The organism is Pseudomonas sp. CM25, assembly GCF_013179705.1.
In the GTDB taxonomy this organism is placed as follows: Bacteria; Pseudomonadota; Gammaproteobacteria; order Pseudomonadales; family Pseudomonadaceae; genus Aquipseudomonas.
Map to the genome: position 1 here is coordinate 38,262 of NZ_JABMCW010000001.1, position 17,180 is coordinate 55,441.

Annotated in this window: 15 protein-coding genes; 7 read left to right on the forward strand and 8 right to left on the reverse strand. The window is 64.0% G+C overall.

What is annotated here, in order from left to right:
* Positions 1–5 precede the first annotated feature (5 nt).
* Positions 6–269, forward strand: a complete 264-nt coding sequence (locus HP546_RS00195) for a DUF4404 family protein (protein ID WP_172218508.1) — start codon at positions 6–8, stop codon at positions 267–269.
* 103 nt (positions 270–372) lie between these two features.
* Here HP546_RS00195 and queF read toward each other — a convergent pair whose 3' ends face one another.
* Positions 373–1,203 carry an NADPH-dependent 7-cyano-7-deazaguanine reductase QueF gene (gene queF / locus HP546_RS00200; protein ID WP_172218510.1) on the reverse strand — a complete coding sequence of 277 codons (831 nt, stop codon included), beginning with the start codon at positions 1,201–1,203 and terminating at the stop codon, positions 373–375.
* 68 nt (positions 1,204–1,271) lie between these two features.
* Complete coding sequence (locus tag HP546_RS00205) at positions 1,272–1,778, reverse strand: plastocyanin/azurin family copper-binding protein (protein WP_172218512.1); 507 nt, start codon at positions 1,776–1,778, stop codon at positions 1,272–1,274.
* Between the two features lie 174 nt (positions 1,779–1,952).
* On the opposite strand from HP546_RS00205, the gene cinR reads away from it, so the two are divergent.
* Together cinR and HP546_RS00215 are read left to right on the forward strand one after the other, a co-directional pair.
* Positions 1,953–2,633, forward strand: a complete 681-nt coding sequence (cinR, locus tag HP546_RS00210) for a two-component system response regulator CinR (protein WP_172218514.1) — start codon at positions 1,953–1,955, stop codon at positions 2,631–2,633.
* On the forward strand, positions 2,630–3,979 hold the full coding sequence (locus tag HP546_RS00215) for a heavy metal sensor histidine kinase (protein WP_172218516.1): 1,350 nt from the start codon (positions 2,630–2,632) through the stop codon (positions 3,977–3,979). The genes cinR and HP546_RS00215 overlap by 4 nt, the downstream gene beginning before the upstream one ends.
* Positions 3,980–4,119: 140 nt before the next feature.
* Here HP546_RS00215 and HP546_RS00220 read toward each other — a convergent pair whose 3' ends face one another.
* From HP546_RS00220 to HP546_RS00230, 3 genes are read right to left on the reverse strand one after another with little or no spacing between them, the layout of a single operon-like run.
* Positions 4,120–5,361 (reverse strand): lipoprotein-releasing ABC transporter permease subunit, encoded by a 1,242-nt coding sequence (locus HP546_RS00220; protein WP_172218518.1) that lies wholly within the window; start codon positions 5,359–5,361, stop codon positions 4,120–4,122.
* Between the two features lie 60 nt (positions 5,362–5,421).
* Positions 5,422–6,105 carry a lipoprotein-releasing ABC transporter ATP-binding protein LolD gene (gene lolD, locus HP546_RS00225; RefSeq protein WP_172218520.1) on the reverse strand — a complete coding sequence of 228 codons (684 nt, stop codon included), beginning with the start codon at positions 6,103–6,105 and terminating at the stop codon, positions 5,422–5,424.
* A gap of 7 nt (positions 6,106–6,112) precedes the next feature.
* Positions 6,113–7,363 (reverse strand): lipoprotein-releasing ABC transporter permease subunit, encoded by a 1,251-nt coding sequence (locus tag HP546_RS00230; protein ID WP_172218522.1) that lies wholly within the window; start codon positions 7,361–7,363, stop codon positions 6,113–6,115.
* A gap of 93 nt (positions 7,364–7,456) precedes the next feature.
* On the opposite strand from HP546_RS00230, the gene HP546_RS00235 reads away from it, so the two are divergent.
* Both HP546_RS00235 and HP546_RS00240 read left to right on the forward strand, forming a co-directional pair.
* On the forward strand, positions 7,457–8,041 hold the full coding sequence (locus HP546_RS00235; protein WP_172218524.1) for a PilZ domain-containing protein: 585 nt from the start codon (positions 7,457–7,459) through the stop codon (positions 8,039–8,041).
* A 31-nt stretch (positions 8,042–8,072) separates the two neighbouring features.
* Entirely contained in the window at positions 8,073–8,789 is a 717-nt protein-coding gene (locus HP546_RS00240) for a glycerophosphodiester phosphodiesterase (protein ID WP_172218526.1), read from the forward strand.
* Positions 8,790–8,837: 48 nt separating this feature from the next.
* Here HP546_RS00240 and sthA read toward each other — a convergent pair whose 3' ends face one another.
* The 3 genes from sthA to HP546_RS00255 form a co-directional block, all read right to left on the reverse strand.
* A complete protein-coding gene (gene sthA, locus HP546_RS00245; protein ID WP_172218528.1) occupies positions 8,838–10,232 on the reverse strand; it encodes a Si-specific NAD(P)(+) transhydrogenase in 1,395 nt (464 codons plus the stop codon).
* Between the two features lie 204 nt (positions 10,233–10,436).
* Entirely contained in the window at positions 10,437–11,435 is a 999-nt protein-coding gene (locus HP546_RS00250; RefSeq protein ID WP_172218530.1) for an FAD:protein FMN transferase, read from the reverse strand.
* Between the two features lie 209 nt (positions 11,436–11,644).
* Positions 11,645–13,108 (reverse strand): glyceraldehyde-3-phosphate dehydrogenase, encoded by a 1,464-nt coding sequence (locus HP546_RS00255; protein WP_172218532.1) that lies wholly within the window; start codon positions 13,106–13,108, stop codon positions 11,645–11,647.
* Between the two features lie 167 nt (positions 13,109–13,275).
* Between HP546_RS00255 and mfd the strand changes: the two genes are divergently transcribed.
* Together mfd and HP546_RS00265 are read left to right on the forward strand one after the other, a co-directional pair.
* On the forward strand, positions 13,276–16,725 hold the full coding sequence (gene mfd / locus HP546_RS00260) for a transcription-repair coupling factor (RefSeq protein ID WP_172218534.1): 3,450 nt from the start codon (positions 13,276–13,278) through the stop codon (positions 16,723–16,725).
* 9 nt (positions 16,726–16,734) lie between these two features.
* The coding region (locus HP546_RS00265; RefSeq protein ID WP_172218536.1) for a CsiV family protein at positions 16,735–17,180 on the forward strand (446 nt) is incomplete at its 3' end.

The window sequence follows — 17,180 nt, forward strand, 5'->3', positions numbered from 1 at the left end:
AGCCAATGCCTGCCCGCGAATTGCAAGAGCGCCTGAACAGCTTGCGCGAGCAACTGGACCGCAACGTACCGCTTTCGGAAGAAGAGCTGGCCGCGCTGCACGAAGAAGCGCGCCAGATCGAAGCGCAACTGAAACTTGAAAAAGCCACCCCGGACAACAACCTGGTAGACGGGGTGAACCTGGCGGTGGAACGCTTCGAAGCCGATCACCCCGACCTCACCGCCACCCTGCGCAGCATTGCCAACTCGCTGCACAGCATGGGCATTTAAAGCAGCCCAACTTACTCTGTGGGAGCGGGTTCACCCGCGAATGCCGCGGTGGTGCCACCGACGAATTCGCGGGTGAACCCGCTCCCACAGGGTCTACTGAACGTTACTGGCGAACCAGGCGTTTGTTTTGCGGGCTGATCGCACCTGTGCTGCGATACGGGTTGATATCCAGCCCGCCACGGCGCACATAACGCGCGTACACGGTCAGGTGCTCCGGCTGCAGCAGGTTCTTCAAGTCCAGGTAGATCCGCTCCACGCACTGCTCATGGAAATCGGCATGCTGACGGAAGCTGATCAGGTAGGTCAGCAGGCTGGCGTGGTCCAGCGCCCTGCCCTTGTACTCGACCACCACGCTCCCCCAGTCCGGCTGGCCGGTAACCGGGCAGTTGGATTTCAACAGATGGCTGTGTAACACCTCTTCCACCACCCGCTCCGGGTCGCAGCGCAGCAACTCAGGCTGCGGCTGTTCGTAGTTGCTGATGGCAACGTCCAGTTCATCGATGCTCAGCCCCGGCAATGCCTCGACCCCCTGGGCCTCGACCTCGGCCAACGTGCGCACCTTCACACCCACCGGCTTGCCAGCGGCGGCAGACAGGTCTTTCTCCAGGCAGGCCTGCAACTCGCCCAGCGAGGCGAACACCGTCTGGTTCAGCGAATTGAGGTACAGCTTGAACGACTTGGACTCGATGATGTTCGGCGAGTCGGCCGGGATGGCGAACTCGCCGATCGCTACCACCGGCTTGCCCGACGGCAGCAGCCAGCTCAGTTCGAAGCAGTTCCAGTAATCCACACCCTGCCAGGGCAAGGTCTGGGCACTGACGCCCAGTTCGGCCCACTTGGCAGCACGCGGTATAGGGAACAGCTGCTCCGGGGAGTAGGTGGCAATGTATTCGCTGGATTTGCCCAGCGGGGAGTGTTCGGCAGCGGGATGCATGGAAACTGACCTGAAGGTTCGAAATTGCCCTTAGTCTACCGGTTTTGCCCGCTGCCTTGCAGGGCAAGTCACTCGATGGTCATGGCCCCGACCATGCCGGCCTGGTAATGCCCCGGCACGTTGCAGGCAAACTCGATGGGCGCTGACTTGCGGAAGGTCCAGGTCAGCTCGGCGCGCTGGCCAGGCATCACCAGCACGGTGTTGCCGCCCGCGTGGGCATGGCCACCGCCGTGGTTCATCTGGCCGTGATCCATGCCGTCGTTGTTCATGCCGGCAGTGAACAGCTTGCCTTGCATGGCAATCATTTCCTTCTGGTGCTCGGCGTGCATGGCCTTGTCGCCCAGGTTGAATTCGTGGGGCAGCTTGCCCTCGTTGATCAGCACGAAACGCACCGTTTCACCGGCTTTTACCTGCAAGTTGCCGGGCTCGAAGGCAATGTCCTTGAGCAGCACTTCGACAGTGCGGGTGGCCTTGGCCGCCGGGGCCGGCTCGCCAAAGGCGAAGGTTTGCGCCTCGCTGGCAACAGTCGGCAGGCTGGCCAGGGCCAGGGTGGCGGCGATGAACAGGCGTTTCATGATGACTCCGGGAATAGACAACGGGATGAGGCCACCTTAGTCACGGGCGACTGGCAGCTACCTGACAGGCAGATTACAACTTTGTCAGCTTGGGCGAGGCGCGGGATAGTCACGTATCATTTCAAGCATCAAATCGCCCCCTGTGGGAGCAAACCCTCGGATAGTGGACAGCGCATGAAACTGCTGATCGTCGAAGACCAGGCCCGCACCGGGCAGTACCTGAGCCAGGGCCTGAGCGAAGCTGGCTTTGCCACCGAACTGGCCGCCGATGGCGAAACCGGTCAGTTCCTGGCCCTGAGCGGCGACCACGACCTGCTGATTCTCGACGTGATGCTGCCCGGCCGTGACGGCTGGCAGATCCTCCAGGCCGTGCGCCAGGCCGGCCTGGACACACCCGTGTTGTTCCTAACTGCCCGCGACGCCGTCCAGGATCGGGTGCATGGCCTGGAGCTGGGCGCCGACGATTACCTGGTCAAACCGTTCGCCTTCTCCGAATTGCTGGCGCGGGTACGCAGCCTGCTGCGCCGCGGCGCCAGCCCCAGCCAGGACACCCTCCTGGGCCTGGCCGACCTGCGCCTGGACCTGATCCGGCGCCGCGCAGAGCGTGCCGGGCAGCGCATCGACCTGACCGCCAAGGAATTCGCCCTGCTCGAATTGCTGCTCCGCCGCCAGGGCGAGGTGCTGCCGAAATCGTTGATCGCTTCGCAGGTGTGGGACATGAACTTCGACAGCGACACCAATGTGATCGAGGTTGCCATCCGCCGCCTGCGCCTGAAGATCGACGACCCACACCCCGACAAGCTGATCCACACCGTGCGCGGCATGGGCTACGTGCTCGAAGAGCGCACCGAATGATACGCCGGGTGTCCCTCGGCAGCCGCCTGGCGCTGCTGTTCGCCGCCTGCACCGCCGCCGTCTCGCTGGGCGCCGGTCTGTTGTTCAACCGGGCCAGCGAGCAGCACTTCGTCGAACTGGACCAGCAACTGCTGGACTCGCGTCTGTCGCTGTTTCGCACTCAATTGGCCGGCCTTGCCGCCGTCACCGAGCTGCAGGCCCGCTTGCCTGCCCTGCGCAATGAGCTCAGCCACCAGGCCGACCTGGCGCTGCGCATCAGTGGCAGCGACGGCGCCACCTGGTTCGAAAGCCGCAGCGGTCTGCCGCCGGCGCCAGCCGCCGGGCTTGCCACCTTGCACACCCCTGGTACCGACTACCGCAGCCTGGCCGTACGCCTGGCACAGGATAGCCCGCAGTCACCGCAGCTGACCCTGTACCTCGATATCACCCACCATCAGCACTTCCTGCAAGGCATGCAGCGCCTGATCTGGCTGACCGTCGGCCTGTCGGCGCTGGCCACGGCGCTGCTCGGGGCCTGGGCCGTGCGCAGCGGGCTGCGCCCTTTGCGACAGATGGGCCAGGTGGCTGCCAGCGTGTCGGCCCGCTCGCTCACTACCCGCCTGCCGGTGGCGCAGATGCCCGAAGAGCTTGCCGAGCTGGCGACCAGCATGAATGCCATGCTGCAGCGTCTGGACGACGCCTTCCAGCGGCTTTCGGCATTCTCGGCCGACATCGCCCACGAACTGCGCACGCCGCTGTCCAACCTGCTGACCCACACCCAGGTCACCCTCACCCGCCCGCGCAGCCTCGAGGAATACCGCGAGGCACTGCATGGCAACCTCGAAGAGCTGCAGTGGATGGCACAGATGATCAACGACATGCTGTTCCTGGCCAAGGCCGACCATGGCCTGCTGGTGCCTGGTCAAGCGCCACTGGCATTGCATGAAGAGGTGGATGCACTGCTTGAATATTACGCGCCGCTGGCCGAGGACAGCGATGTGCAGATGCTCCGCGAGGGTGAGGCCCTGCTGCAGGGCGACCGGCATATGCTGCGCCGTGCGCTGTCCAATCTGCTCGACAATGCCTTGCGGTTCACACCGGCCGGTGGGCAGATACGGGTGACGCTGGAGGCGGGGCCGAAGATCAGCGTGGCCAATACCGGGGGGTCCATTGAAGCGGCGGCGTTACCGCGATTGTTCGACCGCTTCTACCGGGTCGACCCTGCGCGACGGGAAGGTAGCAGCGAGCATGCGGGGCTGGGGCTGGCGATCACCCGGTCGATCGTGCAGGCGCATGGCGGGAGCATTCGGGCGGAGTGTGAGGGTGGCTGGACGCGGTTTGTGATCGGGTTCAGCCAGGATCGGTGAATCGGGGCTGCTTCGCAGCCCATCGCGACACAAGGCCGCTCCTACAAGGGGCCGCGTATTTGCAGACTTGCGCGATTCCTGTAGGAGCGGCCTTGTGTCGCGAAAGGGGCGCAAAGCGCCCCCAAAATCTCAGGTAAACATCAGACCGCCAGGCCAATCGCCGGCTGCACCTGCGACGCCCGGTAGGCCGGGTAAATGGTCGCCAGGAAACTCATCACCAGGCCAGCACTGCAGATAATTGCCACATCGCCCCACTGCAACTGCGACGGCAGGCTGCTGATGAAGTACACATCCGAAGTGAAGATGTGCTGCCCGCTCACCCGCTCCAGCCAACCGACGATCTGGCTGACGTTGAACGCCGCAATCACCCCCAGCACCCCGCCAATCAGCGTGCCGACAACACCGATCAGGCTGCCCTGGACCATGAACGTGCCCATGATCTGCGCCGGTGTGGCGCCCAGGGTACGCAGAATGGCAATGTCCGGCCCCTTGTCGTTCACCACCATCACCAGGGTGGCGATGATGTTGAACGCCGCCACCGCGATGATCATCATCAGCAGCAGGCCGATCATGGTCTTTTCCATTTTCATCGCGCTGAACAGGCTGCCCTGGGTGTGCGACCAGTCGTCAGCGCGGTAGGCGTCACCCAACCCGGCGACAATCGCTTTGGACACCTGCGGCGCGGCGTAAAGGTCGTGCAGCTTCAGGCGCACGCCCTGCACCTGGCCCGGCGCCCAGCGCTGCATCTCACCGGCATCGGCCATGTGGATGTAGGCTTGCGAGCCATCCAGCTCGGCCCCCACCTTGAAAATGCCGACCACGGTCAGGCGCTGCATGCGCGGGGTAATGCCGCCCGGCTCCTTGCTGATTTCGGGCACGATAAGGGTCAGCTTGTCGCCGGTGTTGAGGCGGAAGCGCCGTGCCGTCAGCTCGCCGATGACCACGCCGAACTCACCCGGCTGCAGGGCCTGCAGGCGACCCTGGACAATGTGCTGGCCGACGATCGAGACCTTGCCCTCCTCGTCCGGGTCGATACCGCTCACCTGAATCGGCTGCATCGCACCTTTGTAAGACAGCATGCCTTCCATTTCGGTAATCGGCGCTGCCGCCATCACCGCCGGGTTGCGCATGGCCTGCTCGGCCACTTTGCGCCAGTCGTCCAGCGGCTGCGCGCCAAGGATGGCGGCATGCGGCACCAGGCCGAGAATGCGCGAGCTCATTTCACGCTGGAAGCCGTTCATTACCGACAGCACCACGATCATCGCCAGCACGCCCAGCGACAGGCCGATCATCGAGGTCATCGAGATGAACGAGATGAAGTGGTTGCGGCGCTTGGCTCGGGTGTAGCGCGCGCCGATGAAGATGGGCAAGGGTCTGAACATGTACGAAACACCCAATGAAAACAGGAAAACGGGGCGGCAACTGCTGCCCCGTGCAGTCGATCAGATGGCGACCAGGTGGCCGTCGTCGAGCTTCAGCACACGGTCCATCTTGCGCGCCAGGACAAGGTCGTGGGTGACCACCAGGAACGCCGTGCGCGAGGCACTGGACAGCTCCTGCATCAGCTCCTGGATGCCTTGGGCGGTATGGTGGTCGAGGTTGCCGGTCGGCTCGTCGAGCATTACCAGGCCGGGCCGGTTGACCAGCGCCCGGGCAATCGCCACACGCTGGCGCTCACCGCCGGACAACTCGGCCGGTTTGTGGTTGAGGCGGTGGCCCAGGCCCACACGCTTGAGCAGCGCCTCGGCACGTTCACGGGCCTCGGGGATGGGTGTGCGGCCGATCAGCAGCGGCATGCACACGTTCTCGATGGCGGTGAATTCCGGCAACAGGTGGTGGAACTGGTAGACAAAGCCCAGCTCGCGGTTGCGCAGCAGGCCACGGGCGCGCTCGCCCAGCGCCGACAGCTCTTCGCCAGCCAGCCACACACTGCCCTGGCTCGGCCGGTCGAGGCCGCCCAGCAGGTTGAGCAGGGTACTCTTGCCCGAGCCGGAGCTGCCGACGATGGCAATGCGCTCACCGGCGTGCAGCTCGAGGTTGAGCCCGGACAATACCTTTACCGACTCCGGGCCCTCGTCGTAGGACTTGCCCAGGTTGCGGCAGCTCAGGACGGCTTTATCACTCATGCGCGACTCACTCATAACGTAGCGCCTCTGCAGGCTGGGTGCGCGCCGCACGCCAGGCCGGGTACAGGGTGGCGAAGAAACTCAGGACCAACGCCGCAGCGCAGACCATGTACACATCCTGGGCCTGGATCTGCGACGGCAGGTAATCGATGAAATAGACGTCGGCGTTGAGGAACTTGTGCCCGATCAGTTTCTCGATGCCGGCGATTGCGGCACTGACGTTCAGCGCAGCCAGAATGCCGACCACGGCGCCGATCAAGGTGCCGATCACGCCGATCACCGTGCCCTGGACCATGAAGATGAGCATGATCTGCCCAGGCGTGGCGCCCAGCGTACGCAGGATGGCAATATCACCGCGCTTGTCGTTCACCACCATCACCAGGGTGGAAATGATGTTGAACGCCGCCACTGCCACGATCAGCAGCAACAGCAGGCCGATCATGGCCTTTTCCATGCGGATCGCCTGGTACAGGTTGCCGTGGGTACGGGTCCAGTCGCGACTGTAGTACTCCTGCTCGCCCAGCTGCTGTGCGATGCTCCAGGCCACCCGCGGCGCCTGGAACAGATCGTCGAACTTCAGGCGCAGGCCCTGCACCTGGTCGGGTTTCCAGCGGTGCAGGCGGGACAGGTCGCTGATATTGGTCAGGCCCAGATAGCCGTCGATCTCGCCCGCGCCCACGTGGAATGTGCCGACCACGGTGAAGCGTTTCATGCGCGGGAACATGCCGGCCGGGGTCACGCTGACCTCCGGGGCGACGAAGGTGAGCTTGTCACCCACGGCGACACCCAGCTTGGCCGCTGCCTTGTCGCCGATCATGATGCCCCACTCGCCTGGCGCCAGCTGGTCGAGATGGCCCTGCAGGATGAAGTTGTCGATGATCGACACCTCGCGCTCGCGGGCCGGGTCGATGCCGTTGAGCAGCACCTTCTGCACCTTGCCATCATGGGTCAGCAGGCCCTGCATCTGGGTGAACGGCGCTACCGCCAGCACCTGCGGATTCTGCTTTACTTGTTGGGCAAGGGCAGGCCAGTCGGCAATGGGCTGGCCGCTCTCCAGCGTGGCATGGGGAATCATGCCAAGCACACGGGTGCGCATCTCGTGGTCGAAACCGTTCATCACTGACAGCACCACGATCATCACCACCACGCCCAGGGCGAGGCCGATCATCGAGGTCAGGGAAATGAACGAGACGAAGTGATTGCGACGTTTGGCACGGGTATAACGGGTGCCGATAAATGCGAAAAGAGGTCTGAACATGTCGGGGCTTGTTCGGATGAAAGGGAACGTCCTTGTGGCGAGGCGCCTACGGCGGCTTTACACTCGGACCACCGCCGCTACCTTGGGTTCGCCATGACGACATTAGACGAAGAAGATCGCCGCGAATACTACCGCATCGAAGATCGGATCGCACTTCAAATCAGCCCCCTCAGCGCGGCCGAAGCCCTTGACCCAGATGTGTTGCAAGATGATTCCCCGCTGTTCAACCTGCTCAGCGAGCTGCACCTGTCCGACTTCGAGTCGCAACACCTGCTGCGCCAGCTGAGCGACAAGGACCGCACCCTCGCCGCCTTCCTGCGTGCGCAGAACAAGCGCCTCGACCTGCTGAGCGCGGTGGTTGCCCATACCTTGCTTGGCGAAGTGGGCCAGCCCCTGCCTGTGGTCATCTCCGAAGGTGGCATCGAGTGCGCCCAAGCTACGCAGATTGCTCCCGGCACCCGGGTCAAAGTGAAAATGGTGCTGATGCCGCGCGCCCATGGCCTGCTGCTGCGCGGCAAGATCACCCATTGCGACCCCCGCCCGGACGGCGGCTTCGAAGTGGGCACCGAATTCATCGACATGACCGACGCCCAGCGTCAACTGCTGGCCCGCTACATACTGCAGCGTCAGCAACAACAACGGCGTCAGCAGCTGGACCAGAACGATCCCGCCTCCTGAGCCCATTTTTCCCTGATTTGAAGGAACGAACGTGACCCTGATCTACGGCCATCGCGGCGCCAAGGGCGAAGCGCCCGAGAACACCCTGACCAGCTTCCGCCAGTGCCTGTCCCACGGCGTCAGCCGCTGCGAACTGGACCTGCACCTGTCGGCCGACAACGAGCTGATGGTCATCCACGACCCCACCCTGAAACGCACTACCGGCCGGCGCGGCAAAGTGATCGAGCACCCGGCCGCCGACCTGGTAAAGATCGACGCGCGCAAAGGCGGCCCGGGCCACGTACAGCCCTGCCCGATCCCGAAACTGGAAGAACTGTTCGAAAAATGCCCGTTCGAGCACTGGCAGCTGGAAGTGAAAAGCGCCTCGCGCACCCGTGCCGCCACCACCGTGCTGGCGATCCGCGAACTGGCCCAGCAATATGGCCTGCTGGACAAGGTCACCATCACCTCCAGCTCACGCGAAGTGCTGGGTGCGGCGCTGGAGCTGGTACCCGACGTGAAACGCGGGCTGGTGGCCGAATACGCCTGGCTCGACCCATTGAAGGTGGCGCAGAACTACGGCTGCGAGATGCTGGCATTGAACTGGACGCTGTGCACCCCCGAGCGCCTGCTCAAAGCGCAGGGCCAGGGTTTGCACGTGTCGGTGTGGACGGTCAACGAACCGGCATTGATGCGCCGGCTCGCTGACTTTGGCGTGGACAGCCTGATTACAGACTTTCCCGGTTTGGCCAAGACCACCCTCGGGTAGGGTTGAAATCGGTCTCTCCGACCGGCTCAGGCCACCGGTCGGAGCCGCTCAAAAAAGCCGGTTCAGGCCATCGTACGCCGCTACCCGATAGGCTTCGGCCATGGTCGGGTAGTTGAACGTGGTGTTGACGAAGTACTTCAGATTGTTCTGCTCGCCCGGCTGGTTCATCACGGCCTGGCCGATATGGACGATTTCCGAAGCCTGGTAGCCGAAGCAGTGCACACCCAGCACTTCCAGGGTCTCGCGGTGGAACAGGATCTTCAGCATGCCCTGCGGCTCGCCGGCAATCTGCGCACGCGCCATGCTCTTGAAGAAGGCCTTGCCCACTTCGTACGGCACCTTGGCCTGGGTCAGCTCCTGCTCGTTCTTGCCGATCGAGCTGATCTCCGGAATGGTGTAGATGCCGGTCGGCACGTCATTGACGAAGCGCCAGCTGCCATTGTCGACGATGCTGCCAGCAGCCGAGCGGCCCTGGTCGTGGGCAGCACTGGCCAGGCTCGGCCAGCCAATCACATCGCCGGCGCCGTAGATGTTCGGCACCGAGGTGCGGTAGGCCTCGTCGACCTCGATCTGGCCGCGGCTGTTGACCTTGATACCGATGTTTTCCAGGCCCAGCTTGTCGGTGTTGCCGGTACGGCCGTTGCACCACAGCAAGGCGTCGGCCTTGATCTTCTTGCCCGACTTCAGGTGCAGGATCACCCCGTTGTCCAGGCCTTCGACACGCTCGTACTCTTCGTTGTGGCGCACGGTGATGTTGTTGTTGCTGAAGTGGTAGCTGAGTGCCTGGGAGATTTCCGAGTCCAGGAAGCTCAACAGCTGGCCACGGTTGTCGACCAGCTCCACCAGCACACCCAGGCCGCTGAAGATCGAGGCATATTCGCAACCGATCACGCCTGCGCCGTACACGATCAGCTTGCGCGGGGTGTGGCTGAGGCTGAGGATGGTGTCGCTGTCGTAGACGCGCGGGTGATGGAAATCGATGTCGGCCGGGCGGTACGGGCGCGAGCCTGTGGCAATGATGATGTGCTTGGCGTTGAGTTTTTCGACCACACCGTTCGGGCACACCACCTCGACGGTTTGCTCGTCGGCGAAGCTGCCGGTGCCGAAGAACAGGTCGACGCGGTTGCGGGCGTAGTAGCCGGTGCGCGAGGCCACCTGTTTGGAAATCACCCGCTCGGCGCTTTTCAGCACGTCCGGGAAAGAGAACCAGCGCGGCTCACCGATGGCACGGAACATCGGGTTGGTGTTGAACTGCATGATCTGCCGCACCGAGTGACGCAGTGCCTTGGACGGGATGGTGCCCAGGTGGGTGCAGTTGCCCCCGACCTGACGACGGCTGTCGACCATCGCCACCTTGCGCCCTGCTTTGGCGGCGTTCATTGCCGCACCTTCTCCGGCCGGGCCGGAACCCAGCACCACTACGTCGTAGTTGTAGACAGCCATGCGTACTCCTTCAGAACTGGCCCGCAAGCCACGGTCGCTTGCGGGGCGCGATCATGCCGCCGGGGCGTCATGAGAAAATTCGTGTGCAGTCTAATAAAGCGTGAACGCCGCGCACATTAACCCTTGGTCGCGTCGTAGGCCAATTTAGCCCGCACTACATATGGTTCACCCATTCCCTGGCGGCAATCATCCCTGCTTGCGCTTTCACTCGCCTTTCACCGCCCGTTCGAACGCGGGCGTAGCTCGGGAGACGAAGCCACCCTCCGCCCGAGTCACCAATACCGCGGCCAAGCCATGCGCCAGGGCGAAATCCCAGCCGCGCTGCGGGCCCAGGATCAGCAGCAGTGTCGAGTAGCCGTCGGCCAGCAGCGCCGAGCTGTCGAGCACTGTGACAGCGGCCAGGTCATGCTCGACCGGGCGCCCGAGGCGGGCGTCGAAGGTGTGCGAATAGCGCCGGCCATTCTGCTCGAAATAGTGCCGATAGTCACCCGAAGTGGACACTGAAAGGCCGTTGACCGGGATGATCTGCCGGGCGATCTGGCGGTCTTCACGGGGTAGCTCCAGGGCAATACGCCACTGACTGCCATCGGGCTTGCGGCCGACCGCCTTGAGTTCGCCAGTGGCCTCGGCGACAAAGCTGGTTATGCCCATGCCGCGCAGGCGTGCGGCAATCAGGTCGACGGCATGCCCGGCCGCGATACTGTTGAGATCGAGCTGTACCGGGGCGTCCTTGCACAGGGCCTGGCCTTTGATGTGCAGATGCTGGTAGCCCACGCGCTGGCGGGCCTGGGCCAAGGCGTGCGGGTCGGGCACCTGCTCGTGGCGGGCCTGCGGGCCGAAGCCCCACAGGTCGAGCAGCGGCTCGACGGTGAGGTCGAAGGCGCCTTCACTCTGTTCTGCCAGGTACTGGCCCAGAGTGACCAGCGCGAGCATGTCGGCCGGCAGCACCAGGCACTGGTCGGCGGGCAGCTGGTTGAAGCGGCTGACGGTGGAGTCGCCGCGATAGGTCGAATAGTGCTGATCGATGTCATGAAGGATGGTTTCTACAGCCGCCTGCACTTGAGCCGGCGCCGGGCCGCCGGGTTCGCGGACATACTGGATGCTGTAGCTGCTGCCCATGGTCGGGCCGCCCAGGCGCTCCAGGGTGGGGCCTTGGTTGCAGGCGGTGAGCAGCAGGAAGATGAACAGTAAGGCTGTGCGCAAGGTTCAGGTTCTCGGTTGCCTGCACGGCCTCATCGCCGGCAAGCCAGCTCCCACAGGTACAGCGCTGAGGCTGAAGCCTGCGCAGTACCTGTGGGAGCTGGCTTGCCGGCGATGAGGCCAGTACAGACACAGTAGATGCCCGATCAGTTCATCAGGCATAAAAAACGGGAACCCGAAGGTTCCCGTTTTTTCATTGCCTTACAAGCGTATCAGCGTGGAAACGCTGGCGGGTTCACACCGGCCATGTCTTCCATCACGCGAACCACCTGGCAGCTGTAACCGAATTCGTTGTCGTACCACACGTACAGGACAACGCGGTTATCGTTGGCGATGGTCGCCTCGGCGTCCACCACACCGGCGTGGCGCGAACCGACGAAGTCGGTCGAAACCACTTCCTGCGAGGCCACGTAGTCGATCTGCTTGTGCAGTTCCGAGTGCATGGCGGTCTGGCGCAGGTACTCGTTGATTTCCTCGCGGTTGGTGGCCTTTTCCAGGTTCAGGTTCAGGATGGCCATCGACACGTTCGGCGTCGGCACGCGAATGGCGTTGCCGGTCAGCTTGCCTTTCAGCACTGGGAGTGCCTTGGCAGCAGCGGTGGCGGCGCCGGTTTCGGTGATTACCATGTTCAGCGGCGCGGCACGACCACGGCGGCTGCCCTTGTGGAAGTTGTCGATCAGGTTCTGGTCGTTGGTGAACGAGTGAACGGTTTCGACGTGGCCGTTGACGATGCCGTACTTGTCGTTGACAGCCTTGAGCACCGGCACAATGGCGTTGGTGGTGCAGGAGGCGGCCGAGATGATCTTGTCATCGGCAGCGATATCGCCGTGGTTGATGCCGTGCACGATGTTCTTCAGCGCGCCCTTGCCAGGTGCGGTGAGGATCACGCGGGCAGCGCCCGGGCAGGCCAGGTGCTGGCCCAGGCCGTCGGCATCACGCCATACGCCGGTGTTGTCAACGATCAGCGCGTTGTCGATGCCGTACTGGGTGTAGTCGACTTCGCTCGGGTTCTTGGCGTAGATAACCTGGATCAGGTTACCGTTGGCGGTGATGGTGTTGTTGGCTTCGTCGATGGTGATGGTGCCATCGAACGGGCCGTGCACCGAGTCACGACGCAGCAGGCTGGCACGCTTGACCAGGTCGTTTTCGGCGCCTTTGCGCACGACGATGGCGCGCAGGCGCAGGCCGTCGCCACCACCGGTCTTCTCGATCAGGATGCGCGCCAGCAGGCGGCCGATACGGCCAAAGCCGTACAGCACGACGTCGGTGCCTTTGCGCGCCGAGGCGTTCTGCTGGCCAACCACTTCGGCCAGCTCTTCACGGACGAACTGCTCGGCAGTGCGGCCATTGCCTTCCTGCTTGAACTTGTTGGCCAGCTTGCCCAGGTCGACCGAAGCGGCGCCCAGTTTCAGCTCGCTCATGGCCTTGAGCAGGGGGAATGTCTCGTGGACGGACAGTTCGGTTTCATCGGTTTGACGGTGACGCGCAAAGCGATGCGCCTTGAGGATCGAGATAACCGAACGGTTGATCAGGCTGCGGCCATAAATCGAGCTCACCACATTGTTGTTGCGGTAGAGCTGACCGATAAGCGGGATCATCGCTTCAGCCAGGGCTTCACGATCGATCCACTCACCAAGACACTGGTCGGGCTTCTGAGTCACGGGAACCTTCCACATGTAGGGACAGAAAAAAGGGGCTACATTATGACGCCCCAACGCGGAACCGGCAATGAGCGCCTGTCGCGGTCACGCAAGCCAGCGTTCATGCCCTTTCGAGCCTGACAGCCGGCACCGTCACCGGTACAATCGGTGTCTTTGCCGCAACGCTTGGAGTGCAATCTCCCGTGTCAGTTCTGCGCCTACCGAAACTGTCGGCCACGGCCGGCAAACAAACCTGGGGCAACCTGCCCGGTGCCGCCCTCAGCCTGGCCATTGCCGAGGCCGCCAGCAGTGCTGGCCGCTTCACCTTGCTGCTGACCGCCGACAGCCAGGCCGCCGACCGCCTGGAACAGGAGCTGCGCTTCTTCGCGCCAGACCTGCCGGTGCTGCCGTTTCCCGATTGGGAAACCCTGCCCTACGACCTGTTCTCGCCGCACCAGGACATCATTTCCCAGCGCATCGCCAGCCTGTACCGCCTGCCGGAACTGACCCACGGCATCCTGGTAGTGCCGGTCACCACCGCCCTGCACCGCCTGGCGCCCACCCGGTTCCTGCTGGGCAGCAGCCTGGTGCTGGACGTGGGCCAGACCATCGACGTGGAGCAGATGCGCACGCGCCTGGAGGCCAGTGGCTATCGTTGCGTCGATACTGTCTATGAGCATGGTGAATTCGCCGTGCGCGGCGCGCTGATCGACCTGTTCCCGATGGGCAGCAAGCTGCCCTACCGCATCGACCTGTTCGATGACGAAATCGAGACGCTGCGCACCTTCGACCCCGAGACCCAGCGCTCGATCGACAAGGTCGACTCGATCCGCCTGCTGCCGGCACGCGAGTTCCCGATGCAGAAAGAGGAAGTGACCCGCTTCAAGGCGCGCTTTCGCGAACGCTTCGACGTCGACTTCCGCCGCAGCGCGATCTTCCAGGACCTGGCCAGCGGCATCATCCCCGCCGGCATCGAGTACTACCTGCCGCTGTTCTTCGAAGAAACCTCGACCCTGTTCGACTACCTGCCGGCCGACACCCAGGTGTTCTCGCTGCCCGGCGTCGAGCAGGCCGCCGAACACTTCTGGAACGACGTGCGCGGGCGTTATGAAGACCGCCGCGGCGACCTGAGCCGGCCACTGCTGCCGCCAGCCGAGCTGTTCCTGCCCGTGGAAGACTGCTTCGCCCGGCTCAAGCAATGGCCACGGGTGGTGGTCAGCAGCGAAGACCTCGACCCTGGCGCGGGCCGCGAACGCTTCCCCGCGCGCGCCCTGCCCAACCTGGCGATCGAGGCCAAGGCCAATCAGCCGCTGGCCGAACTGGCCCATTTCCTCGACCAGTTCCCCGGCCGCGTGCTGTTCACTGCCGAGTCGGCGGGCCGCCGTGAAGTGCTGCTGGAACTGCTGGAGCGGCTGAAGTTGCGGCCGCACACGGTCGAAGGCTGGACCGACTTCATCACCGGCAGCGAGCGCCTGGCGATCACCATCGCCCCGCTGGACGACGGTCTGGTGCTGGATGACCCGGCCATCGCCCTGGTGGCCGAGAGCCCCCTGTTCGGCCAGCGGGTGATGCAGCGTCGGCGCCGCGACAAGCGCGGCGAAACCGCCAATGATGCGGTCATCAAGAACCTGACCGAACTGCGGGAAGGCGCACCGGTAGTGCATATCGACCATGGCGTGGGCCGCTACCTGGGCCTGGCAACGCTGGAAATCGACGGCCAGGCTGCCGAGTTCCTGACCCTGGAATACGCCGAGAACGCCAAGCTGTACGTGCCGGTGGCCAACCTGCACCTGATCGCCCGCTACACCGGCAGCGACGACGCCCTGGCACCGTTGCACCGGCTGGGCTCGGAAGCCTGGCAGAAGGCCAAGCGCAAAGCCGCCGAACAGGTGCGCGACGTGGCCGCCGAGCTGCTCGACATCTATGCCCGCCGCGCCGCGCGCAAGGGCTATGCGTTTGCCGACCCGTCCGCCGACTACGCCACCTTCAGCGCCGGCTTCCCGTTCGAGGAAACCCCGGACCAGCAGGCTGCCATCGAAGCCGTGCGCGCCGACATGCTGGCGCCCAAGCCGATGGACCGCCTGGTGTGCGGCGACGTGGGCTTCGGCAAGACCGAAGTGGCCATGCGTGCTGCGTTCATCGCCGTGCACAGCGGCCGCCAGGTCGCCGTACTGGTGCCCACCACCTTGCTCGCCCAGCAGCACTACAACAGCTTCCGCGACCGCTTCGCCGACTGGCCGGTGACCGTGGAAGTGATGAGCCGCTTCAAGTCGGCCAAGGAAGTCGCCGCCGCTGCCGCCGACCTGGCCGAAGGCAAGATCGACATCCTCATCGGCACCCACAAGCTGCTGCAGGACGATGTGCGCTTCAAGGACCTGGGCCTGGCCATCATCGACGAAGAGCACCGTTTTGGCGTGCGCCAGAAAGAGCAGCTCAAGGCCCTGCGCAGCGAGGTCGACATCCTCACCCTGACCGCCACGCCGATCCCGCGCACATTGAACATGGCCGTGGCCGGCATGCGCGACCTGTCGATCATCGCCACGCCGCCGGCGCGCCGGCTGTCGGTGCGCACCTTCGTCATGGAGCAGAACAAGAGCACGGTCAAAGAGGCGCTGCTGCGTGAACTGCTGCGCGGCGGCCAGGTGTACTACCTGCACAACGATGTGAAAACCATCGAGAAATGCGCCGCCGACCTCGCCGAGCTGGTGCCCGAGGCGCGTATCGGCATCGGCCACGGGCAGATGCGCGAGCGCGAGCTGGAACAGGTGATGAGCGACTTCTATCACAAGCGCTTCAACGTGCTGGTGGCCTCGACCATCATCGAAACCGGCATCGACGTGCCCAGCGCCAACACCATCGTCATCGAGCGCGCCGACAAGTTCGGCCTGGCCCAGCTGCACCAGCTGCGCGGCCGGGTTGGCCGCAGTCACCACCAGGCCTACGCCTACCTGCTCACGCCCACCCGACAGAAAGTCACCGGCGATGCAGAAAAGCGCCTGGAGGCGATCGCCAATACCCAGGACCTGGGCGCCGGCTTTGTGCTGGCCACCAACGACCTGGAAATCCGTGGCGCCGGCGAGTTGCTGGGCGAAGGCCAGAGCGGGCAGATCCAGGCCGTGGGCTTCACCCTGTACATGGAAATGCTCGAGCGCGCGGTCAAGGCGATCCGCAAGGGCACTCAGCCGAACCTGGAGCAGCCGCTGGGCGGCGGCCCGGAAGTCAACCTGCGGCTGCCGGCACTGATCCCCGAGAACTACCTGCCCGACGTGCACGCGCGGCTGATCCTGTACAAGCGCATTGCCTCGGCAGCCGACGAAGAAGGCCTGAAAGACCTGCAGGTGGAAATGATCGACCGCTTCGGCCTGCTGCCCGAGCCGACCAAGAACCTGATGCGCCTGACCTCGCTGAAGCTGCACGCGGAAAAGCTCGGCATCAAGAAAGTCGACGCCGGCCCCAATGGCGGCAAGCTCGAGTTCGAGGCCGAAACGCCGGTCGACCCGCTGACCCTGATCAAGCTGATCCAGAGCCAGCCCAAACGCTACAAGTTCGAAGGCGCTACCCAGTTCCGCTTCCTGGTCCCGATGGAACGCCCCGACGAGCGCTTCAATACCCTGGAGGCGCTGTTCGAGCGCCTGACCCCACAGCCTGCCTAAGGAAGATTCATGCGTGCCATCCGTTGCCTGACCCTGCTGCTGGTGCTGTTTGCGCCAGCCGCCTTCGCCGAAGGCTTGTATCAGGTAGAAATGCTCCTGGTGCGGCAGAACAGTGTGCCCGCCATCACCAGCCAGTTCGCCCCGGAAGACTGGAGCGCCGGTGCTCCGCGCCTGGAAAAGGACGCCGAACGCCGCCTGGCGCTGGAAGATGAAGCCACCCGCCTGGAAGCCACCGCCGACTACACCGTGCTGATGCACAAGGCCTGGCAACAGCAGGTGGGCAGCGAACCCAGCCGTATCGCCCTGGGTGAAGGCGCCGAGCAGTTCGGCCACTTCCCCATCGAAGGCAACCTGAGCATCGCCGAGGGCCGCTTCATCGCCGTCGAGGCCAACTTCTGGGTCAACCAGCTGGACGGCAACGGCAACGTGCTGCAAAGCGAGCAGTTCAAGCAGAG